The sequence below is a fragment of the Phenylobacterium sp. genome, assembly GCF_022402485.1.
Lineage (GTDB): Bacteria > Pseudomonadota > Alphaproteobacteria > Caulobacterales > Caulobacteraceae > Phenylobacterium.
Window position 1 is genome coordinate 1 of record NZ_JAKRSA010000013.1, and the last position, 19,950, is coordinate 19,950.

General features: G+C 65.7%; 23 protein-coding genes. 7 read left to right on the plus strand and 16 right to left on the minus strand.

Annotated elements, in window-relative coordinates:
• Both MH112_RS04775 and MH112_RS04780 read left to right on the plus strand, forming a co-directional pair.
• Positions 1 to 1,159: hypothetical protein (locus MH112_RS04775; protein WP_296564626.1), on the plus strand; the 1,159-nt coding region annotated here is incomplete at its 5' end.
• Positions 1,160 to 1,197: 38 nt separating this feature from the next.
• The gene (locus tag MH112_RS04780; protein WP_296564629.1) at positions 1,198 to 2,127 is read left to right on the plus strand and encodes a hypothetical protein; all 930 of its coding nucleotides are present in this window, start codon (positions 1,198 to 1,200) and stop codon (positions 2,125 to 2,127) included.
• Between the two features lie 7 nt (positions 2,128 to 2,134).
• Here MH112_RS04780 and MH112_RS04785 read toward each other — a convergent pair whose 3' ends face one another.
• From MH112_RS04785 to MH112_RS04800, 4 genes are all read right to left on the minus strand, one after another.
• Positions 2,135 to 3,514 carry a VWA domain-containing protein gene (locus MH112_RS04785; RefSeq protein ID WP_296564632.1) on the minus strand — a complete coding sequence of 460 codons (1,380 nt, stop codon included), beginning with the start codon at positions 3,512 to 3,514 and terminating at the stop codon, positions 2,135 to 2,137.
• Positions 3,515 to 3,524: 10 nt separating this feature from the next.
• The gene (locus tag MH112_RS04790; protein WP_296564635.1) at positions 3,525 to 4,493 is read right to left on the minus strand and encodes a MoxR family ATPase; all 969 of its coding nucleotides are present in this window, start codon (positions 4,491 to 4,493) and stop codon (positions 3,525 to 3,527) included.
• A 142-nt stretch (positions 4,494 to 4,635) separates the two neighbouring features.
• Positions 4,636 to 5,583, minus strand: coding sequence for an alpha/beta hydrolase (locus MH112_RS04795; RefSeq protein ID WP_365786215.1), 948 nt, complete (start codon positions 5,581 to 5,583; stop codon positions 4,636 to 4,638).
• Between the two features lie 69 nt (positions 5,584 to 5,652).
• Complete coding sequence (locus MH112_RS04800; protein ID WP_296564637.1) at positions 5,653 to 6,735, minus strand: hypothetical protein; 1,083 nt, start codon at positions 6,733 to 6,735, stop codon at positions 5,653 to 5,655.
• Between the two features lie 188 nt (positions 6,736 to 6,923).
• Between MH112_RS04800 and MH112_RS04805 the strand changes: the two genes are divergently transcribed.
• The 5 genes from MH112_RS04805 to MH112_RS04825 all read left to right on the plus strand — a co-directional run bounded on the left by MH112_RS04805 (position 6,924) and on the right by MH112_RS04825 (position 11,324).
• On the plus strand, positions 6,924 to 8,198 hold the full coding sequence (locus MH112_RS04805; protein WP_296564640.1) for a cytochrome P450: 1,275 nt from the start codon (positions 6,924 to 6,926) through the stop codon (positions 8,196 to 8,198).
• Between the two features lie 4 nt (positions 8,199 to 8,202).
• Entirely contained in the window at positions 8,203 to 9,231 is a 1,029-nt protein-coding gene (locus MH112_RS04810; RefSeq protein WP_296564643.1) for a phosphotransferase family protein, read from the plus strand.
• Positions 9,228 to 9,674 (plus strand): hypothetical protein, encoded by a 447-nt coding sequence (locus tag MH112_RS04815; RefSeq protein ID WP_296564645.1) that lies wholly within the window; start codon positions 9,228 to 9,230, stop codon positions 9,672 to 9,674. The genes MH112_RS04810 and MH112_RS04815 overlap by 4 nt, the downstream gene beginning before the upstream one ends.
• Before the next feature lie 95 nt (positions 9,675 to 9,769).
• Complete coding sequence (locus tag MH112_RS04820) at positions 9,770 to 10,177, plus strand: OB-fold domain-containing protein (protein ID WP_296564648.1); 408 nt, start codon at positions 9,770 to 9,772, stop codon at positions 10,175 to 10,177.
• Positions 10,178 to 10,184: 7 nt separating this feature from the next.
• A complete protein-coding gene (locus MH112_RS04825) occupies positions 10,185 to 11,324 on the plus strand; it encodes a thiolase domain-containing protein (RefSeq protein ID WP_296564652.1) in 1,140 nt (379 codons plus the stop codon).
• Between the two features lie 52 nt (positions 11,325 to 11,376).
• On the opposite strand, the gene MH112_RS04830 is transcribed toward MH112_RS04825, so the two are convergent.
• The 12 genes from MH112_RS04830 to MH112_RS04885 all read right to left on the minus strand — a co-directional run.
• Positions 11,377 to 11,856: a hypothetical protein gene (locus tag MH112_RS04830; RefSeq protein WP_296564654.1), complete on the minus strand. Its 480-nt coding sequence runs from the start codon at positions 11,854 to 11,856 to the stop codon at positions 11,377 to 11,379.
• On the minus strand, positions 11,853 to 12,449 hold the full coding sequence (locus MH112_RS04835) for a response regulator (protein WP_296564657.1): 597 nt from the start codon (positions 12,447 to 12,449) through the stop codon (positions 11,853 to 11,855). The genes MH112_RS04830 and MH112_RS04835 overlap by 4 nt, the downstream gene beginning before the upstream one ends.
• Positions 12,450 to 12,460: 11 nt before the next feature.
• The gene (locus MH112_RS04840) at positions 12,461 to 12,841 is read right to left on the minus strand and encodes a hypothetical protein (protein ID WP_296564660.1); all 381 of its coding nucleotides are present in this window, start codon (positions 12,839 to 12,841) and stop codon (positions 12,461 to 12,463) included.
• Positions 12,841 to 13,398: a chemotaxis protein CheD gene (locus MH112_RS04845; protein WP_365786224.1), complete on the minus strand. Its 558-nt coding sequence runs from the start codon at positions 13,396 to 13,398 to the stop codon at positions 12,841 to 12,843. The genes MH112_RS04840 and MH112_RS04845 overlap by 1 nt, the downstream gene beginning before the upstream one ends.
• Positions 13,395 to 13,784, minus strand: coding sequence for a response regulator (locus tag MH112_RS04850; protein WP_296564661.1), 390 nt, complete (start codon positions 13,782 to 13,784; stop codon positions 13,395 to 13,397). The genes MH112_RS04845 and MH112_RS04850 overlap by 4 nt, the downstream gene beginning before the upstream one ends.
• Positions 13,784 to 14,821: a chemotaxis response regulator protein-glutamate methylesterase gene (locus MH112_RS04855; RefSeq protein WP_296564663.1), complete on the minus strand. Its 1,038-nt coding sequence runs from the start codon at positions 14,819 to 14,821 to the stop codon at positions 13,784 to 13,786. The genes MH112_RS04850 and MH112_RS04855 overlap by 1 nt, the downstream gene beginning before the upstream one ends.
• Positions 14,818 to 15,708, minus strand: a complete 891-nt coding sequence (locus MH112_RS04860; protein WP_296564666.1) for a protein-glutamate O-methyltransferase — start codon at positions 15,706 to 15,708, stop codon at positions 14,818 to 14,820. Before MH112_RS04860 ends, MH112_RS04855 begins: the two co-directional genes overlap by 4 nt.
• Positions 15,705 to 16,172 (minus strand): chemotaxis protein CheW, encoded by a 468-nt coding sequence (locus MH112_RS04865; protein ID WP_296564668.1) that lies wholly within the window; start codon positions 16,170 to 16,172, stop codon positions 15,705 to 15,707. The genes MH112_RS04860 and MH112_RS04865 overlap by 4 nt, the downstream gene beginning before the upstream one ends.
• 2 nt (positions 16,173 to 16,174) lie before the next feature.
• Complete coding sequence (locus MH112_RS04870) at positions 16,175 to 18,541, minus strand: chemotaxis protein CheA (protein WP_296564669.1); 2,367 nt, start codon at positions 18,539 to 18,541, stop codon at positions 16,175 to 16,177.
• Between the two features lie 48 nt (positions 18,542 to 18,589).
• Positions 18,590 to 18,955 carry a response regulator gene (locus MH112_RS04875; RefSeq protein WP_296564670.1) on the minus strand — a complete coding sequence of 122 codons (366 nt, stop codon included), beginning with the start codon at positions 18,953 to 18,955 and terminating at the stop codon, positions 18,590 to 18,592.
• Positions 18,952 to 19,251 (minus strand): STAS domain-containing protein, encoded by a 300-nt coding sequence (locus tag MH112_RS04880; RefSeq protein ID WP_296564672.1) that lies wholly within the window; start codon positions 19,249 to 19,251, stop codon positions 18,952 to 18,954. The genes MH112_RS04875 and MH112_RS04880 overlap by 4 nt, the downstream gene beginning before the upstream one ends.
• A 46-nt stretch (positions 19,252 to 19,297) precedes the next feature.
• Positions 19,298 to 19,950: methyl-accepting chemotaxis protein (locus MH112_RS04885; RefSeq protein WP_296564674.1), on the minus strand; the 653-nt coding region annotated here is incomplete at its 5' end.

The window sequence follows — 19,950 nt, forward strand, 5'->3', positions numbered from 1 at the left end:
GTCCAAACAATGGGATGCCCTGCAGGCGCAGTGGCGGAAGACGAATGCTCTACGAAGAGAGGCGCAGGAGACTCTTGCCGCTGCGATCCAAGGCGTGCCTGCGCTGCGCAGGGCCAGCGCCTTGGCGCAGCAAGGGGCGATTCAGCTCGATACGGTCGCCAGGGGGGCGGCCAATGTCATGACCCTGGGAGGGGCGGACTATTTTGCTGCCGGCACTAACGCGGTGGTCCAGGCTGTGAACGGGGCGGATCTGGTCGAGAGTTTCCAATCAAATATTCGAGATGAAAGGGCGAGAGGGCGTCAGGACGCCGCTCAGCGCCCCGTCGCAAGGGGTGTGGGTCACGCGGGTGGCGCTGTCATGGGTGTCGCCGCGACCGCTGCGGCAGCGCCTGCCTTGGGTGTTGCCACCGCCATCCCGCGACTGGCTGGCGCAGCCAGACTGACAAGCAGAGAGACTGCCGCCATTGTCGCCGGCGGAGGTCTGGCGGGGCTTGGCGTTCAGATGGCCTCAGATACCCTGCAAGGGCAGAGGTCGACGGCCGGCGATAGCCTTGGTGCCGCTATAGGTGGGGCCGTGGGCGTGGCAGCGCTGCCGGCCGGCCCGGTCCGTGCTGGTGCGCTCGGTGCAGCCGCAACAACAACGGCGCAATACCTTTTCAATGGCCGAACACCATCAGTTGAGACTGCAGCGCAAGCGGCCATGCTCGGCGGTCTATTGGGCGGGGCCGCCGATGGCACCGCTCAGCACTGGTCCAATGGGCTTTCAACCAAGGGCAAGGGCAATCTCGGCGATTTTATTGGCAGTGCGCGAAGTAAATTGAATGGAGAACCTAGGCCGTTGGTTGGGTATTGGCCAAGAGACGGTGATAAATTGATTGATCCAGATGACCGGGCCCCGATGCCAAAGAGGCGTGATTATCTCAACGAAGAGAAGACGATATATTGGTATCCAGACGGCGTTTCGGGAAGATCTATCAGATTTGAGGACAAATTTGGTTTCGACGCACGTCTCAGTCCAAATCAAAGTCTAGCCCAAAAGCGGCTTGGGGAAAAATTTGTCCTTTACCACACAGGCCCGCCAGACGTCGGTAAAGCCGCTTCTGCTATTTTAAGTCCTTTCGCGCCACCAGTATTGGATCAAGACAAGAAGTATCCGTAGACGGAAAACGGTGTTCTTGACGCAAGAAGGGGCGACCGATGGGCCTTAAGCTAAGTTGGGTGGCGGTGAAGGCTGAGCGGCGGGAGGCGCTGCTGGAGTGTCTTGGCTTGGAGCCGGCCGGTGAGGTGAGCCAGGAAGTTGGCGTGGGGCTGGTGATGGCCGAACTGCCATCAGGCTGGCTTGTGCTGGTCGGTAACGCGTTCGACGATCAACTGCTGTCCGATCTCCCCCGGGTGTCAGGGGCATGTGGAGAGGCAATCGGGGCAGAGATCGTCGATACGGTCAGCTTCTACAAAGTGCAGGCCTATCTTGACGGCCTGATGCAGTGGTCGCTGGCGTCGGCGTCAGAGCATGGAGAACCCACCTCCCTGGGCGAGCTGCCTCCTATCCCGCCTGGGACGGATGATTACGAGGCACCCCTCGTCTTGGCTGAAAGCCTGTGCGGCTATCGTGCCGGAGAGACGCCAGCTCTCGAATGGCTCAGACTGACAAGGCGGGGCGCATCACGCGCAGAGGCACCCAAGCGGTCGATGCTCGAAGCAATGCGGGCTGAACTCCTGCCCTTGCTGATGGACCTGGGCTGGTCATTCCCGCCCCGGCCGGCGATGGCCGATTTCGGGGTTATCCGCCGCGAGCTTCATGGGCGCCAACAATCAATCAGTTTCAATTACAGCAGCGGTGTGGAGACCTACATCAACGTCCGCTTCATGAGCCAGGAGGTTAATGACGGTGTGGCGTCTGGCCTGTCGGGCGGTGTCGGCCCGGCCCGAGCCAAGCGTTCGTTCTGGCAAGGTTTCAGCTGGAAACGCCTTAGTGAAGCGACCAGCTATCCTTCACCGTCCGACGATCTGATCGGCGCAGCGATCGCAAAGGCGCGTGAAGAGATCGCTGTGGCCGACGCCTACTTGCGTGGCGGCTTCACGGATAGCCGGATCTATATCACCCACCGCTGGCCCAGCCGCAGCTGACGCCCCCTCAGTGAGGCACGTACTGGCGCAGGACGTCCTCGATGATGCGTTCAAGCTGGTCCAGCGTATTGCAGGTCTTGGCCAGGTGGCAGAAGGGCAGGTAGCGGTTCATGACGCTGTCGCCCTGGTTCCAGTAGCTTTCCGGTTCCGGGTTCAGCCAGATCACTGAGCGGGAGCGCTCGTGGATCGTGCGCATGATGTCCAGGCGCGGGTCGGCATAGTTGGACCGGGCGTCGCCAAGGATGATCACCGTGGTGTGGCGGTCGAGCCGGTCGAGGTGGTTCTCGGCAAAGTCCTGCAGGGCCTTGCCATAGTCGGTCTGCTGGAAGCCGATCAGTTTCAGAACTTCCAGGATCGCCTTGTCCACCCCATGCTCGTCGAGGATCTGGTTCACCGGTATCATGCGGCCGGAAAAGGCGTAGGCGTCCATCCGGTCCACCACCTCGTTGAGGCTGTAGAGGAAGGTCAGCAGGAACTGGGCGGCCGCGGCCACCGACTTTGAGACATCGCAGATGGCGATGATCTTCGGCTTGTCGACCCGCTCGGTCTTCCAGACCACATTGAACGGCACCCCCCCATAGGCCATGGACTGGCGGAGCGTCCGGCGGACATCCAGGTGGCCCCGGCGGGCCCGGTTGCGACGGCGGGAGTAGCGGTCGGCCAGGCGCTTGGCCATCTTGCGGACGAGCGCCTGCATTACCTGCAGATCGACGGGATCGATGCCCCCCTCGGCGTTCAGGGCCTTGCGGGCCAGGAGCTCCTCGCGCAGCTGGCGACCACTCTCGGCGGCATAGAGGTCGTGCTGGCGCTGCATATAGCGCTGGGCCTCGGCGGCCACGATCCTGCGGCCGGCCTCCAGCCGGTCAGCCAGGGCGTTGCCGCCCTCGCCCTCAAGGCGCCGGGCCTGGCTGATGATCTTCTCAATCTCGGCCACCCCCATCTCGTCCAGCAACCGCCGGGTCAGGCGGCTCTTCTGGGTGGACAGGCGGATCTCAGACACCTGGGCGGCCTGGGCGGCGCGTTCCATGGCCTGGGAGAGCGCGGTGGAGTCTCCGGCCAGGATGATCTGGGCGAGTTCGGAGCTGGCGGCCTCCTCGGATACGTCCTCCAGCCGCGCCTCCGGCGGGGGGCTCCCGCCGCCCTCAGGGGGCGGGGGCTGGGCGAAGTCGAAGGGGTCCCGGGCGAAGAAGTTGTCGAAAGCCCGGTCGAACCGGCGCACCTCGTCCTCGCTCTTGGCGAGCGTCGCGCACAGGGCGTCCTTCAGCAGTTCGCGGTCGGCATAGCCGATCCGGGCGACGGCCTCGTGAGCGTCGATGGACTCTGCCGGCGAGACCTTCACATCGGCGGCCCGAAGCGCGCGGATGAAGTCCTCCATCTGGTGCTGCATGGGGCGGCCCTTATGGGGTGGTCAGGGCCGTTCGCAGCAGTTCGCTAACCTGCGGCTCGACCATCTGAATGTCCTGCTCGTACTTCAGGATCACGTTCAGGGTGTCGCGGACCATGGCCGCGTCCAGGCTGTCGGCATGCATCAGGATCAGCGCCCGGGCCCAGTCGACGGTCTCGGAAATCGAGGGCGACTTGCGCAGGTCCATTTCCCGCAGGGCGTGGACAAAGCCGACCAACTGGTGGGTCAGGCGTTCTTCGATGTTCGGCACCCGGCTGGCCACGATGCGGCGCTCCAGGCTGGCCTCGGGCAGGGGGATGTGCAGGTGCAGGCAGCGGCGCTTCAGGGCGTCGCCCAGGTCACGCACATTGTTGGAGGTCAGGAAGACGATGGGCGGGGTCTTGGCCTTGATGACGCCCAGCTCCGGCACCGAAGCCTGATAGGCCGACAGCACCTCCAGCAGGAAGGCCTCAAAGGCCTCGTCGGACTTGTCGATCTCGTCGATCAGCAGGACGCAGCCGGCGTCCTCCCGCAGGGCCTTCATCAGGGGCCGGGGCTCCAGGAAGGGCTCGGAGAAGAACATGTCGCCCATGCCGTGCAGGCGCTCCATGGCCTCGTCCATGCCGGCCGCGTCGGCCAGCTCGGCCCCCATGCGGTCCTTGAGGATCTGGGTGTAGAGGAGCTGCTTGCCGTACTTCCACTCGTACAGGGCCTTGGACTCGTCCAGGCCCTCGTAGCACTGCATCCGGATCAGCGGCAGGTCGAGCAGGGCGGCGGTGGACAGGGCCAGCTCGGTCTTGCCGACGCCGGCGACCCCCTCAACCAGGATCGGCTTCTGCAGGTGGACCGACATGTACAGGGCCGTGGCGATCCGCCGCGAGGCGATATAGCCGACGCCGCCCAGACCCTCGACGAGGGCGTCCACCGAGGCGAAGGAATCCATGGACGGCGAGGCGTTCGCCGCCTGAGCCAAAATCGTCAAAGTCTCAATCTCTCAAAAAAAGGCGAGGAAACGGGCCGCAACCGGGCCGCTGAAGATCAATCGGGGGATACTGCCAAGGCCCGTGCGCATAAGGCAAGCCGCTTCGCAGCCTGGGGCACCCGGGGCACCAGCCAGAGGGACTTCAGGGGGCGTCGGCAAGGAAGTCCAAAACCGCCTGCCGGGCGTCGGGTTCGTCCAGGGTCGGGGCGTGGCCGATGCCGGGGATATCGATCCGGCGCATGTGGGGGGCCAGGGTCTGCATCCGCTCAGCGGTGCTTTCCGCCAGGAGGTCCGAGGCGCCGCCGCGCACCAGCAGCAGCGGGCGGTTGAGCGCCAGGGCCATGAACAGCGGCCAGAGATCGGGGCTGGCCTGAGGTGCGCCTGCCGGGGCGGTGGCGAAGGCCTGGGCGATGGCCGGATCATAATCGAGGACCACCTGGCCAGGCGCGGCTTCACGCCAGCCCCGTCGGGCGAACCGCACCCAATCAGGATCGGCCAGATGGGGGTGGGCTGAGCCGTTGATCGCCTTGGTCCGAGCCGCGGCCTCGGTCCAGCTGGCGGCGGGGCCCCCTGTGCCCACATAGGAGCCGATCCGGGTCAGGCCCTCGGTGGCGATCTCCGGGCCGATGTCATTGAGGATGGCCCCGGCCACAAGATCTGGCCTCAGGGTGGCCAGGGTGGTGGTGATCAGACCGCCCATGGAGGTGCCGAGAAACACTGCCCGGGAAAGGCCCGCCTCATGCATCAGGGCGATCACGTCGCCGGCATAGACGGCAGGATTATAGTTGGTCGGGTTGGGATCATAGGTCGATCGTCCCCGCCCGCGGACGTCCAGGGACAGCACCCGACGCCCGGTGGCGGCGATGGCCGGCGCCACGTCCTCGAAGTCCCGGGAATTGCGGGTCAGGCCATGGATGCAGATCACCGGCAGCCGGGCGGGGCCCCCGGCCCCGGCATAGTCCCGCGCCGAGAGCTTGAGGCCATCACTGGAGGTCCAGAGGCGCTCGACCTCCCCCGACATGGGCTGGGAGGGGTGCGATGACCCGGGGGCTGGCGATGGGCCAAACATCTGCGCGAGAAACCGCCGCATGGATCAACTCCGTCCTAGATGGACCCGTAAGCCACCAGCCCAGGGCAGGCTTGGCAACCCCCCCTGGCCTCACCCCAGGCCGTAGGGGCGATAGGGGCCGGCAATGAGCTGCTCAAAGACCCCAAGGCCTGCCTGGGCTACCTGGCCAGGGGCCGTCAGGGTGACCTTGCACAGGGCCTGAATGTGCGCGTGTTCCGGGGCGCCCATATTGGCGGCGGTCAGATCGATGTCCTCGCGCTCGACCGCAAGCTCGCCCTTGTAGGCCCCGTGTCGCCAGGCACCGGAATAGCCGATTCCGCGCATCAAAAAGGTCATAATGGGCTCAAATTGGACCCTCATCAGACCCCCCTCCGCCGGGATCTCCAGCACCCCGCCCTGGGCGTGACGGGTCCCGGGAACCAGGGTTACCTCGGTCATGCGGGCCGCTGAGGTGTGATAGCCGCCGCCCTGGGGCGCGCCGTCCGGCAGAACCACCGCCCGGGTGTTCCAGGCGGTCCCGTCCGGGTCGGCATTGACGTGGAAGAAGAGGCTCTGATCGGCGAAGTTCAGCGGCGTCCACTGCCAGAAGAAGCCGGTCATGGTCATGGGAACCGGCGGCTGGGGATCAGGCGCGCCCACCGGCCGGATGCCCCAGGACCGGTCCCGGGAGCCCACGGTTCCCGCCGGCAGGTCCTGGCGATCGCCGTCGACCTCGATCCAGCCGGTGCAGCGGACGTTCTGGGTCAGGCGGGTATAGTCCATGAAGGCCCGGGGGCCGATCCGGCGGGTGAAGCGGGGCTCCTCGATGGGGAAGGCCCGCCCGGTAAAGGTCAGCTCGGCCGCCACCCCGCTCTCCTCAGCCACGGTCACCTTGAGCGTCTGCAGGGGCTCCACCACGGTGATGGAGATGGGGCCGACCGACAGGTCCATGCGCTCGGAATGCAGGACCCGGGAGGCATGCAGGCAGTGCTGCACCCCGTTGCGGATCACGCTGAAGTGGGCGTCGGCGATGTTCAGGTGCGGATAGACCCCGAAGGCGATGGCGAAATAGGTGCTCCCTTCGGGGCTGTAGCCGTTGAAAAAGTATCGGTCATAGAAGTTGCGGTCGGTGCCCGCATGGGCCACCGGCTCCGGCGTCTGGTGGATCGGAAAGTCATCTGCCTTGGTGAGCATGGGGCGGGTCCTCCAGACGCATTTTCTAACGCCGTTTCATTGTCGGTATTGCGACGCTGCCTAGGCTGGCAGTATCAATTGTTCAAGTAGAACAAGGCAAGGGAGACGTCGGCGGCCTAACGTTACGGAACGAAATTGCTGCCGCTGGGTAAGCATTCCGCAGGGTAAAGCCGTTCGCAGAGGTGATCATGACTGATTCAAATGTGCGCATTCCGAGTGAACATGCGGAAACTCTGGTGGACCCTAAGGCCTATGCCGACGGTCGCATCCACGAAACCTACGCTTGGTTGCGGGCCAATAATGCTTTCGGCCGTGCGGAGCCTGCGGGCTATGAGCCGTTCTGGGTCGCCACCCGCCATGCCGACATCCTGGAGATCAGCCGGCAGAACGCCCTGTTTCTGAACGGGGCGAAGTCGCCGACCATCGTGAACCGCGAGACCGACGCCAAGATCCGCGAGATGACCGGGGGAAGCCCGCACCTGCTGCGCACCCTGATCCACATGGACGAGCCCGATCACCATAAGTACCGCGCCCTGACCCAGGCCTGGTTCATGCCGCAGAACCTTCGCTCCATGGAGGCGCGGATCCGCGTGGTCGCCAAGGCCGCCGTGGAGCAGATGGCCGCCACCGGCGGTCAGTGCGACTTCGTCCGCGAGGTGGCGCTGCACTATCCCCTTCGGGTGGTGATGGAGATCATGGGGGTGCCGCGGGAGGACGAGCCGCGGATGCTGATGCTGACCCAGGAGCTGTTCGGCGCCGCCGATCCGGAACTGGCCCGCAAGGAAGATGTCGATCCCGGCAAGAAGCTGACCCCTGGGGTCATCACCGACTTCTTCGAATACTTCCGCAAGCTGTCGGCCGACCGCCGGGCCAACCCCACCGATGATCTGTCCAGCGTGATCGCCAACAGCATGATCGACGGGCAGCCGATCTCCGAGTTCGAGGCGATGAGTTACTACATCATCGTCGCCACCGCCGGCCACGACACCACCTCGTCCTCCACCGGCGGCGCCATCTGGGGTCTGGCGGAGAATCCCGCCGAACTGGCCAAGCTGCGGGCCGACCCGTCCCTGATCTCCGGCCTGGTGGACGAGTCCATCCGCTGGACCACCCCGGTGAAGACCTTCATGCGCACCGTCGCCGAGCCGACCCAGATGGGCGGCCGGGACCTGGCGGCCCAGGACTGGCTGATGCTCTGCTACGCGTCGGGCAATCGGGACGAGGCGGTGTTCGACGATCCCCAGGCCTTCCGGGTCGATCGCAAGGCCAATAAGCACCTGGCCTTTGGCTATGGGGCGCATCTGTGCCTGGGTCAGCACCTGGCCAAGATGGAAATGCGGATTCTCTGGGAGGAGCTCATTCCGCGCCTGGAGTCCCTTGAGCTGGCCGGCGAGCCGCAGATGTCTCAGGCGGTGTTCGTCAACGGTCCCAAGACCCTGCCGATCCGCTTCAAGATGTCCTGACGCGATGCAGGAGTCTGAACTCGTCCAGCGGCTTGGCACCTATATCGCCGGAAAAATGCCCGGCGCGCAGGACGTGGCGGTCACCGAGATCGCCCGCATCACCGGCGGGGCCTCACGCCAGACCTATCGCTTCACCCTGGCCTGGCAGGAGGCTGGGGTTGCCCGGCGTCGGGGGATGATCCTCCGCCGCGATCCCGCCGATAGCCTGATCGACACCGAGCGGCGGGTGGAGTTCGAGGCCTATCGCGCCTTCCACGGCACCGACGTGCCCGTGCCCGAAATGCTCTGGCTGGAGGAGGGGGGGGAGGCCCTGGGCAGCCCCTTCTTCGTGGCCGAGGAGATCGCGGGCTTCCAGGCGGGCACCGGGCCGCTCTGGACCGCGCCCTATCTGGACAGCTTGCCAGCCTTGGGCCGGCGCAAGTGGAGCATTCTCGGCCAGATCGCTCAGGCCGATCCCTCAGCCCTGGGGCTCGCAGCCGTCCTTCCCGCGACCCACCCGGAAACGGTCTGGCGTCGGGAGCTCGACCACTGGGAGGGGGTGCTGGACGCCAATGAGACCGAGCCCCTGCCGGTGATTCGCGGCGCCATCCGGTGGCTGCGGGCCAATCCGCCGCCGCCGGCCCAGAAGGTGGCGGTGGTGCACGGGGACTACCGGACCGGCAATTTCCTCTACGATACCGAGGGCGGCATCCACGGCATCCTCGACTGGGAGATGTGCCATCTCGGCGATCCCCTGGAGGACCTGGGCTGGAGCTTCAATCCGGTCTGGTCCTTTGGACGGGAGCATCCCGGCGGTCTGCTGCCCCGGGGCGAGGCCCTCGCGGCCTGGGAGGCCGCCAGCGGCCTGACGGCCGAGCCGAGCGCCCTGAAGTGGTGGGAGCTGTTTGCCTGCGTCAAGGGTCAGGCCATCTGGGTGTCCAGCGCAAAGACCTGGCTGGACGGTGCCAATCGCGATCCGATCCTGGTCTATCCGGCCTGGGCGCTGATCAACGCCCAGGACCTTGGCGCTCTGAAAGTGATGGGACACCTATGACCCCCGCTGTTCCCCAGGTGCTGGCCGATCTGGCGGCCCGCGTGGCCCGCAACGCCGCCCCTCAGATTCCAGCCGCCGAGCGAGCCGGGGAGCTGGGGCTGTCGGCCCTATTGCTCGGTCTCGCCGCCGAGATGTGGGACGGGGCGGCCGAGCGCCTTGTGCTTGAGAACCGTGGCTTTCGCGGGCTTCTGGCCAAGGGCGCTTCCGTCGCCTCGACCTCGGCGCTCAGGCAGGCGCTGGAGACGCTGGCCTCTGGGGGCGAGGCGAGTCTTAGGCTCAGCGCCCTGCAGAGCGCCAATTCAAGCCTGCGCGCAGGCCTGATTGCCCTGCAACTTGACCTGGAAGGACGGGATGATCCGCCGGCCAAGGCCCTTGAGGCCGACGTCTGGCGGGGGCTTGCCGATGCCGCCCTCCGCAGTCGACTATCAGGCTCCCCGGTCTAAGTCGGTCGACAATCGCGCCGCTCTCGTCTTTTCTGGCGCCGCTCGACCGGGACAGGTCGGGATTTTTGAAATCATTGATTGAGGGATGGAGACGAATGCCGCCTCGCATTTTGCCGGAGCCGACTCCGGAGACCCAGCATTTCTGGGACGGGTCCCGCAACGGGGAGCTGCTGCTCCAGCGCTGCAAGGAGACCGGTGAAGCCTACTTCCCGCCGCGCCCGTTCGCGCCCAAGAGCGGATCGCGCAATGTGGAGGTCTTCAAGGCCAGCGGCCGCGCGACGCTCTACTCCTATGTCATCAACCATCGTCCCCGCCCGGACATGGGAACCGAGCCCTATGCCATCGCCGTGGTGCAGCTCGAAGAAGGCCCGCGGATGATGACCAACATCGTCGGTTGCCCGCAGACTCCTGAGGCCCTGGTGCTCGACATGCCGCTTGAGGTCGTCTTCGAAAAGATGAGCGACACCATCTCGCTGCCGTTCTTCCAGCCGGCCAAGGGGTAAGGCGACCATGAAGCAGAAATCCATCGCCGTCGTCGGTGCGGCTGAAACCACCCAAATGGGCAAGATTCCGGACGTGTCGGTGCTCGGCCTGCACGCTGACGCCGCCCTCAACGCCCTGGCTGACGCCGGCCTGAAGCCCTCCGACATCGATGGCGTGGCCTGCGCCGGCATTTCGCCGGTGGAGCTCGCCCAGTATCTCGGGATCACCCCCACCTATGCCGACGGAACCAGCGTCGGCGGCTGCTCCTTCATGCTGCATGTCCGCCATGCGGCTGCGGCCATCAATGCAGGACACTGCACTACCGTCCTGATCACCCACGGGGAATCGGGCCGCTCACGGGTCGGTGCCGGGGGCTTTGGCCGGGCGCCCTCCAGCATGATGGGGCAATTCGAGATGCCCTTCGGTGTCACGGCCCCGCCGACCATGTTCACCATTCCGGTGCTTCGCTACATGAAGACCTATGGGGTGACCGTGGAGGACCTGGCCAATGTGGCCGTGATCCAGCGGGAGTGGGCGGCCAAGAACCCTCGCGCGTCCTACCGCGATCCGATCACCATCGATGATGTCCTCAACTCCGACATGATCGCCTGGCCGTTCCGCAAACTGATGTGCTGCCTGGTCACTGACGGGGGCGGGGCCCTGATCCTCACCAGCGCCGAACGGGCCAAGGACTTCCCCCAGAAGCCGGTCTATGTGCTCGGCACCGGCGAGAGCGTCGAGACCCCCCTGGTCAGCCAGATGGAGGACTTCACCTCGTCCAAGGCCTTCCGGGTCTCGGGCAAGAAGGCCTTTGACGAAGCCGGCATCAGCCATGCCGATGTGGATCACCTGATGATCTATGACGCCTTCGCCCACCTGCCGCTCTATGGCCTGGAGGACCTCGGGTTCTGCAAGCCCGGCGAGGCCAAGGACTTCATCAATGGCCGCAACACGGCCATCGGCGGCAAGCTGCCCCTGAACACCAATGGGGGCGGGCTCTCCTACATGCATTCGGGGATGTACGGCATGTACGCCCTGCAGGAGAGCGTGCGTCAGATGCGCGGCATTGCGCCGGCTCAGGTGCCCGGTGCCAAGATCAGCGTCTGTCACGGGGTCGGCGGCATGTTCGCCGCCTCGGGTACGGTGATCTTCAGTAACGAGGCCTGATCGGCCTGAAGGCAGGTCGCCGGGGGCTTAAGGCTCCCGGCGGCGGCTCACCTTAGGCGGCGGGCGCTTCGGCGTCCCCATCATCGATCCGCAGACGCTCGGTCAGCATCCATAGCCCCTCGACCATGGCGGTGAGCCCGGCGCGATCGGCCTCGGGGGTGTTGCAGATCAGCCGCATGCCATTGACGTGAATCTTGATCGACGCCCAATCGGCGGCCCCTCGGGTGCGCAGCTTGTCGGCCAGTTCGCAGAGGCTGTAGGCCGCCCGGCAAAGCGGCTTGTCATCGAACAGGCCAGCAATATCGAGCACTGTTGTCGAGAGATCATAGACAGAGTCCATCGGGGCGGACTTGTCCTGGCAGAGCCACTCCAGGGTTTCCAGGGCCTCGCCGATGGCCTCATAGGACTTGCCTTGCTGGGCGGCCAATTCCCGGGCTGCGCGGGAGCCTGCCATGCCGGCCGTCATGCCGCCGGGCTCAGCCACATGATTGGCCAGCCGGTTGCGAACCTTGAAGATTTCGGCGTCGCTCATAGGGCGGCCCTTTGCGGCTTCAGCAGCATATCAATCTCGTCCTGGTCCATGTTGGGATCCTTGGCGATGCCCACATGGGTTGAAAGGTCGTCCTTGCGCCGTCCCTTGACCCCCAGGGGCGGGCCCATATTGCGGAACCGCCGGTCAGGACCGACATAGCCCTCGCTGCGGACCATTGACCGCTCATCCTTGGCCACCCAATAGATCCGCTGCAGCAGGACCTCAGGGGTAAAGGGCTTGGAGACGATAAAGTTGGCTCCACAGTCGCGGCTGCTCTCGATCGTCGAGCGGGCAGCGTGGCCCGTGAGCATGATGACCGGTGCGAACCGGGCCTCCTCCGGACCTTCCCGTCGCAGCCAGCGCACGAAGCTGTAACCATCCATGTCCGGCATGGACGTGTCGCAGACAATGAGATCAATTTCCCGGCTGTTCAGGATAGCCTGAGCGTCAGCGGCAGAGCCGCACTTGACCTGCCGGTGAACCCCGAAGCCGCGGAAGATCGAGGCCAGCACCTCAAGGGCTTGCTCATTGTCATCAATGAGCAGGACATTCGACCTTGCCAGGTTGAGCCGGACATCAGGGTGAAGGCTCACCGCGGCCAGCCCTAGAAGAGATCAAGGTCGCCGGCCGCCCCCTCGGGGGGCGGCGGGATCTGACTGACATTGTAAAGGACCGCCCGCAGTCGGCCGGCCAGATCGCCCAAGGTCACCTGGCCCAAGACAGCGTCAGCGTCCATGGAGCGGGCGTCCGTCAACTGGCCCGACAGACCCCGCATGAACGTCGCCAGAGAGGCCAGGTGCTGGGTCAGGACATCCAGGGTCTGGGCCTCGCTCAGGGCCAGCTCTCGGGGCTCGCCCTCGACTGCGGCCGCCAGTCGCGCGACCAGCTCCTCGAGCCGGGCACACAGCTCGCCAGCATGATCAATCTCTGCCGCCAGTGCGGTCAGCATCGGCGGGGCAAGAACAGCGACTTGGCCGGGACGCATCAGAACAGCTCCACAGCGCCGTCGTCGACCACCACCGGCGCTGGCTTGGGGACTTCCTTCAGGACCGTCAGCTCCTGGGTGTCGGTCACGGTCTTCTGCTGAGCGCGGCCGGTTGCCGGCCAGAACTGGATCCGCCGGGCACCGAAGCCGCCCAGGCTGGTACCCATGACCGGAATGGCTTCGTCGCGCATGAAGCGCTCGGCAAAGGCGATGTTCGAGGCGCCCACATCGGACAGGCCGCTGAACATTCGCGCGCCGCCAAACAGTTTGGCCTGCAGGCGCTCCCGGCGCCCCCCCAGACGCAGTATTTCGTTGATCAGCAGTTCCATGGCGTAGGCGCCATACCGCCGGCCTTCATCGGCCCCCTCGGCCTTACCCTCGGGCAGCAGGAAGTGATTCATGCCGCCCACGCCACGCTCGGGGTCCCACACGCAAGCCGCCACGCAGCTGCCCAGGATCGTGGTCAGGGTCACATCCGGATCGCCGGTGACATAGTGCTCGCCCTGAACCACATGAATCCTGCGGCCCGCACGCTGCGAGATGTTTTCAACGATCATTCGAGGGGCCCGAAAACGGCTTCGATCTTTTCCTTCAGCGTCTGGGTGGTGAAGGGTTTGACCAGATAGTTGTTCACCCCGAACTGCACGGCGCGCTGCACCAGCTCCCGATCGGCGCGGCCGGTCAGCATGATGACAGCGGTCTTGGACGTCGGGCCGTGGGCGCGAATCGCCCGCAGCAGCCCAAGGCCATCGAGCTTGGGCATGTTGAAATCGGTGATCACCAGATTGGCCGGTTGGGCCAGCAGCGCACGCAGGGCGTCTTCACCATCGGCGGCTTCCCGGGTCTGATTAATCCCCAGGGCGTTCAGGCTGGTGCGGATCAGCGAGCGCATGGACTGCTGATCATCGGCGATCAAGGTCTTGATGGCTGCGGCTGCGGGCATCAGGCGCTCCTCTGCGGCTCGGTGGCCGCGCATAGTCCAAGGATTGCCGCGCTCATCCGAGCAAGCGGCGACTGTTTTTCCACCGCCCCGATTTCATGGGCGGCCCGGGGCATCCCATAAACCACGCAGCTGGCTTCATCCTGTCCCAGGGTATGGGCACCGGACTGGCGGAGGGTCAGCAGGCCCTGGGCGCCGTCACGGCCCATACCCGTCAGAATCACCCCAAGGGCGGGGCGTTTCAGGCGGGCGACAGATTCGAACAGAACGTCCACAGACGGACGGTGACCGTTCACGGGCTCGTCGACACGAAGCCGGCAGGTGGGATGGGTCGTGCCGGTCACTTCCAGGTGCGCCGCGCCGCCGGGGGCCAGATAGACGTGGCCTGGCAGGAGGCGCGCCCCGTCCCAGGCCTCAGCCACCTTGGCGCCAGACACCCGGTCGAGGCGTTCGGCGAAGCTGCGGGTGAAGGTGGCCGGCATGTGCTGGGTGACCACGGTCGGCGGGCAGGTGGCCGGGAAGGCTGAGAGAATGGTCATCAGGGCCTCGACCCCGCCCGTGGACGAGCCGATCGCCACGACCACGTCCTGGGCGCGATAGGTGCGGTTCTCCTCGGTGCGGACCACAGGGCCGGCGAAGGGGCGGACCCGCGCGCGGGCGGCCGCCTTCACCTTTTCAGCCAGGTCGGCAAAGGCCTCGGCGGCGGTCGCGCCGGCACCGGGCTTGCCCACGCAGTCCACAGCCCCGAGTTCCATGGCCGACAGGGTGGCGTCTGCCCCAGCCTGGGTGAGGGTGGAGACCATCACCACCGGCATCGGCCGCAGGCGCATGATCTTTTCCAGGAAATCGAGTCCGCTCATGTGCGGCATCTCGACATCCAGGGTGATGACATCGGGATTCAGGCGCTTGATCGCCTCCCGGGCCTCCAGGGGATCATTGGCGAAGCCCAGGACTTCGATCTCGGGGTCCTGACGCAGGGTGGCGGCGATCAGGCTGCGCATGGTCGCCGAGTCGTCGACGATAAGAACGCGGACGGTCATGGCTTGGACCTCAAGCGATAGGTGGTCAGGCCAGCGGTCTCCAGGGTCGACATGGCAGGACCCGAGACCCGTTCGGAGTGGCCGATATAGAGCGTGCCCCCCGGGCTCATCGCCGGGACGAAGCGGCTCCAGATCCGCTCCTGAGTGGGCTCATCGAAATAGATCACCACGTTGCGGCAGAAGATCACATCGAAGCGGCCCCGCATCGGCCAGTCGCCGATCAGGTTCAGCTCACGGAATGACACCAGGTCACGCAGTTCGGGGGAGACCGACCAGACACGACCGTCGGAGGCCTGCACCTTCTCGAACCAGCGGCGACGCAGGTCCAGGGGCACCGGCGAAACGGAATCTTCGCGGTAACAGCCGGCCTTGCCTTCGGCGACCATATTGGGGTCGATGTCGGTGGCCAGGATCTTCACGTCCAGCTTGGCGGCCTCAGGCAGGACCGACAGCAGGGTGATGGCCATGGAGTAGGGCTCCTGGCCGTTTGAGCAGGCGGCCGACCACATCCGCACACGGCCACCAGCCCGGGCGCGGGCGGCGAGCTCAGGCATCACCTGGTCACGCAGGTGGTCGAAGTGATGCGGTTCACGGAAGAACCGCGTCACATTGGTGGTCAGGGCCGCCATCATGGCCTGGCGCTCGTCCAGGCTGTCAGCGTCCTCCACCAGGGCGCAGTACTCGCGGAAATCCCGGAGGCCAAGGGTCCGCAGCCGCTTGGCCAGCCGCGAATAAACCAGGGCGGCCTTGCCTTCGTTCAGGGCGATTCCGGCATAGGAATGCAGAATCTGAGCGATCTTGCGGAAATCCTCCGCCGTCAGCAGAAACTCCCCATCGACCAGACCTTGGCTCTGGGCACCACGCCGTGAGTCCGTCGTCTGCGTCATGCCGCCTCAGCTTCGGTCTCGGGCAGGACGCGGTCGAGGGCAATCAGGCTGACCATACGGCCATCCAGGGCGAACAGGCCCTTGACGAAGGTCTTGACCTGATCGCTGGCCACGTCGGGGGTCGGCTGAACCAGATCGTCGCTCATATTGATGATGTCGGACACGGCATCCACCAGCAGCCCAATGGTACGCTCGCCGATATGGACGACCATGATGACGTGCCGGGCGGTGGGTTCCGACGTGCTCAGACCCAGGCGCGCGCCCAGATCGATGATCGGCAGAACCGCGCCGCGAAGGTTGATCACGCCCTTCACGAAGGAAGGCGTGCGGGGAAGAGGCGTTGCCGGGGCCCACCCACGGATTTCCCGCACCGACATGATGTCGACGCAGAACTCCTGGTCTCCAATCCGAAACGCGATCAGTTCGCGCCGCTGGGCGACGCTTTGGGTCACGGTATCTGTCATGATCAAACCGCCATTCGCTTCTCGATTCGGGGCGACTTTCGCCTCGAGGTCGTCACCAGAGCGTCAACGTCGAGGATCAAAGCGACCCGCCCGTCTCCCAAAATGGTCGCCGCAGCGACCCCGTGGATGTGCTGGTAGTTGGCCTCAAGGCTCTTGATGACCACCTGGCGCTGGCCCTGGATGGCCTCGACGAGCAGGGCGGCCTTGCCGCCGCCTTCGCTTTCGACCAGCACGGCCACACCCGATGCCGGCGGCAGGGGGGTGTCCCGGAAGCCCAGAGCCACCCCAACATCGATCAGGGGCACGAAGGTGTCGCGGATACAGATCACCGCGTCGCGTCCACCGATCAGGTGCACATCCTCAGCCCGGGGAGTCAGGCTTTCGACGATGTTGGAGAGGGGCGCCACCAGGGTCTGGTCAGCGGCCGAGACCACCATGCCGTCAAGGACGGCCAGGGTCAGGGGCAGGCTCATGGAGAACTTCGAGCCCTTGCCGGGCTCAGAGGTAATTGAGATGCGTCCACCCAGGGCCTGGATAGAGCGCTTGACCACGTCCATGCCCACGCCGCGGCCAGAGATGTCGGACACCACGTCGGCGGTGGAGAAGCCGGGCAGGAAGATCAGGTTGTCGATTTCGTCATCGGACAGGACCGCATCCTCAGCGATCAGGCCCTTGGTCACCGCAATGCCGCGCACCCGGGGACGATTGATCCCGCGACCGTCGTCCTGGACCTCAATAACGATGCGCCCGCCGCGGTGAAGTGCAGCCAGGCGTACCGTGCCTTCGGCGCCCTTGCCGCCCGCCTCGCGCTCCTCGGGCGTCTCCAGCCCATGGTCGATGGCGTTGCGCAGCATGTGGGTGATGGGATCGGACAGACGTTCGATGACGGTCTTGTCGACTTCGGTGTTCTCGCCGTCCATCACCAGGCGGACCTTCTTGCCCACCATGTCGGCGACTTCCCGGACCAGGCGCGGCATGCGCTGGAACACCGATTTCACCGGCTGGGCGCGGATGGCCATGACGCTGTCCTGGATTTCCCGGGTCAGCAGTTCCAGGTCCTCCAGACCTAGGGCCACATCCGAGGAGCGGGCCAGGCCGCTCTCAAAGACCCGCTGGGACAGCATGGCTTGCTGGATGACCAGCTCGCCGACCGCGTTGATCAGGCGGTCGACCCGGTCCAGATCGACCCGGATGGTCGGGGTGGCGGCGGTCGCCGCGCCTGAACCGGCGCGGGCTTCGGCCTTCTGGTCAACCTTGGGATCGGCCTTGGCGACGGGTGTCTGGGCGGCCTGGGCGTGATCCTGTGAGGCCTTTTCGGCCAGGGCGATCAGACCTGCCACATCGAGGTTGGCGGGTGCCGGGGCTGGAGCTGCGACGGGTGCAGCGGCCACAGGCTGAGCCGGGGGAATCTCAAGGGGGGCAGGCTCTGCGGTCGGCGCGACCCGGGCCAACAGGGCTTCAAGATCCAGGGGCGCAGCTGCGGCGGCCTCGACGGCACTGGCCGAGGCGTCGCTCTCTGCCCCATCGGCGGCGGCCATCTCGGGCGCCTCGCCCTCGCGGACCACGGTCAGGTCGCAGTCGTCTTCGACAAACTCGAAGACTTCGCGGACTTCAGCCTCGGACTTGTCCCCCGACAGGCGGATGGTCCAGGTGAGATAGGCGGCCTCTGCCGACAGCTGATCAAGGGCCGGTACGCCCGAGGCGTCGAGGCTGACCTCCACATCCCCCAGACGGGCGAGTTCGCGCAGCACCAGGGCAGACTCGTTGGCCTTGGCATACATTTCGGCCCGGGGCCGGAAGATCACCTTCCAGGTGGGGGTTGCAGCCGCCGGCTCAGCGGCAGCCGACAACAGGGCGGCGATGTCCACGTCGGGGGCGTCGGTGGCGGGCTCATCCAGGCTCAGCACCACAGGCACGAAGCCGAAGTCTTCATCAGCGCCAGACGCGTCGCCATGGTCGTTCAGGCCAAGCTCATTGGCGCGATCCTGATCGATGAGGCCTTGCAGGTCGGCGATCATGCCGACAGTGCGGCCTTCATCGACCCCGCCGCCGCTGCGGGCGGCTGCCACATGGTCGGCCAGCACATCAGAGGCGCGGAGCAGGACCTTGGCCACCTCGTCGGTCAGGGGCAGCTTGCCCGACCGCATCTCGTCCAGGACCGTCTCGAAGACGTGGGCGAAACGGATCAGCTCCTCAAGGCCAAAGGCCCCGGCACCCCCCTTTACGGAGTGAACCGCCCGGAAGACCGCATTGATGGTCTCGGAATCATCGTCGCCCTGCTCCATGGCCAGAAGCCCCGACTCCATGTCGGTCAGCAGCTCCTCGCACTCCTGGAAGAAGGTCGCTTTGATACTCTCGAAAGGGTCCACGGGGTGCTCCGGACTCAGGTCAGCTTAGATCGCAGGCCTCGGCCGCCTTCAGGCGGCGACGCGGCGGATGGCTTCCACCAGCTTGGTCGGGTTGAACGGCTTGACGATCCAGCCGGTAGCGCCCGCAGACCGCGCGCGCTCCTTCTTGGTTGCGTCGCTTTCGGTGGTCAGGACCAGGATCGGCGTGGCCCGGTGCGCCGGGTCGGCGCGGACGCCCTCGATGACGCCGAAACCATCCATGCGGGGCATGTTGATGTCGGTGATGACCACATCGGCGCCCTCGGCGCGCAGAACCTCGAGCCCTTCCACGCCATCAACGGCCTGAATGACGCGATAGCCAGCCTGGACCAGGGCCATGTTCAGCATTTCGCGCATGGTGCGGGAGTCGTCGATGGTCAGAACGGTTTTGCTCACAGGTGTGCCCCCTCGGGTTCAAAGTTGATCTGCGGTCCGCCAAAGGCGGCCAGTTGTTCAAGGAAACCGTCAGAGGCCTGCTCGATACGCAGCGGCAGTCCATCCTCCGCCCAGCTGATCCGCGCCGACAGGAGGACCTGCAGGCACAGTCCGCCCAATCGGCTGACCTGGGAGGCGTCCACCTGCAGGGGCCGGCCTCGCAGAGCCATGAGCTCAGCGCGCAGCGGTTCGGCCGCCTGCAGGTCGAGGACCTGACCCAGGCTGACTTCTGCGACATTGGCGTCTGTGTCCGTCATTCGGCATTTCCCCCCAGACCTGTTGGCTTAGATATCGACGAAATCGTTAAAACTCTTCCCAACCTTCACCGTCAGCGACGGGCTCGGGTCGGCGGGCGGCCCCACCCTCCCGGGCGGTGGTTTTCATCTGGGGAATATGTCGGCCTGCGAAGCTTTCGCTGCGGGCCGCGCGAGCCGGCGCACGGGTGGGTGGCGCTGACTGTACTGCGCCGCTGGCACCGATGTTGAAGCGTCCGACGCTTTGGGTCAGGGCTTCGGCCTCGGTCGCCAGGGAGTGGCTCGCCGCCGTGGTCTCTTCAACCATGGCCGCGTTCTGCTGGGTCACGCGGTCCATTTCATTGACGGCGGTGTTGACCTGATGCAGGCCGGTAGCCTGCTCCTGAGCGCTGGCGGCGATCTCCGAAACGAGCCCGTCAATCTGGGCCACCTGGGAAACGATCCGCTCCAGGGCCTTGCCGGTCTCTCCCACCAGGCCAACCCCTTGGGCCACCTGCTGTGACGAGGCACTGATCAGGCCCTTGATTTCCTTGGCGGCGTCAGCGGAACGCTGGGCCAGGGCCCGGACTTCAGAGGCGACCACGGCAAAGCCGCGGCCCGCATCGCCGGCCCGGGCGGCCTCGACGCCTGCGTTGAGCGCCAGAAGATTGGTCTGGAAGGCGATCTCGTCGATCACGCCGATGATCTGGGTGATCTGCTCTG

Excerpts from the sequence above, each read along its gene's own strand:
- MH112_RS04780 (WP_296564629.1), top strand. The coding sequence starts at position 1,198 with ATGGGCCTTAAGCTAAGTTGGGTGGCGGTGAAGGCTGAGCGGCGGGAG.
- MH112_RS04785 (WP_296564632.1), bottom strand. The coding sequence starts at position 3,514 with ATGCAGCACCAGATGGAGGACTTCATCCGCGCGCTTCGGGCCGCCGAT.
- MH112_RS04795 (WP_365786215.1), bottom strand. The coding sequence starts at position 5,583 with ATGCGGCGGTTTCTCGCGCAGATGTTTGGCCCATCGCCAGCCCCCGGG.
- MH112_RS04800 (WP_296564637.1), bottom strand. The coding sequence starts at position 6,735 with ATGCTCACCAAGGCAGATGACTTTCCGATCCACCAGACGCCGGAGCCG.
- MH112_RS04805 (WP_296564640.1), top strand. The coding sequence starts at position 6,924 with ATGACTGATTCAAATGTGCGCATTCCGAGTGAACATGCGGAAACTCTG.
- MH112_RS04810 (WP_296564643.1), top strand. The coding sequence starts at position 8,203 with ATGCAGGAGTCTGAACTCGTCCAGCGGCTTGGCACCTATATCGCCGGA.
- MH112_RS04815 (WP_296564645.1), top strand. The coding sequence starts at position 9,228 with ATGACCCCCGCTGTTCCCCAGGTGCTGGCCGATCTGGCGGCCCGCGTG.
- MH112_RS04820 (WP_296564648.1), top strand. The coding sequence starts at position 9,770 with ATGCCGCCTCGCATTTTGCCGGAGCCGACTCCGGAGACCCAGCATTTC.
- MH112_RS04825 (WP_296564652.1), top strand. The coding sequence starts at position 10,185 with ATGAAGCAGAAATCCATCGCCGTCGTCGGTGCGGCTGAAACCACCCAA.
- MH112_RS04830 (WP_296564654.1), bottom strand. The coding sequence starts at position 11,856 with ATGAGCGACGCCGAAATCTTCAAGGTTCGCAACCGGCTGGCCAATCAT.
- MH112_RS04840 (WP_296564660.1), bottom strand. The coding sequence starts at position 12,841 with ATGCGTCCCGGCCAAGTCGCTGTTCTTGCCCCGCCGATGCTGACCGCA.
- MH112_RS04845 (WP_365786224.1), bottom strand. The coding sequence starts at position 13,398 with ATGATCGTTGAAAACATCTCGCAGCGTGCGGGCCGCAGGATTCATGTG.
- MH112_RS04850 (WP_296564661.1), bottom strand. The coding sequence starts at position 13,784 with ATGCCCGCAGCCGCAGCCATCAAGACCTTGATCGCCGATGATCAGCAG.
- MH112_RS04855 (WP_296564663.1), bottom strand. The coding sequence starts at position 14,821 with ATGACCGTCCGCGTTCTTATCGTCGACGACTCGGCGACCATGCGCAGC.
- MH112_RS04860 (WP_296564666.1), bottom strand. The coding sequence starts at position 15,708 with ATGACGCAGACGACGGACTCACGGCGTGGTGCCCAGAGCCAAGGTCTG.
- MH112_RS04865 (WP_296564668.1), bottom strand. The coding sequence starts at position 16,172 with ATGACAGATACCGTGACCCAAAGCGTCGCCCAGCGGCGCGAACTGATC.
- MH112_RS04880 (WP_296564672.1), bottom strand. The coding sequence starts at position 19,251 with ATGACGGACACAGACGCCAATGTCGCAGAAGTCAGCCTGGGTCAGGTC.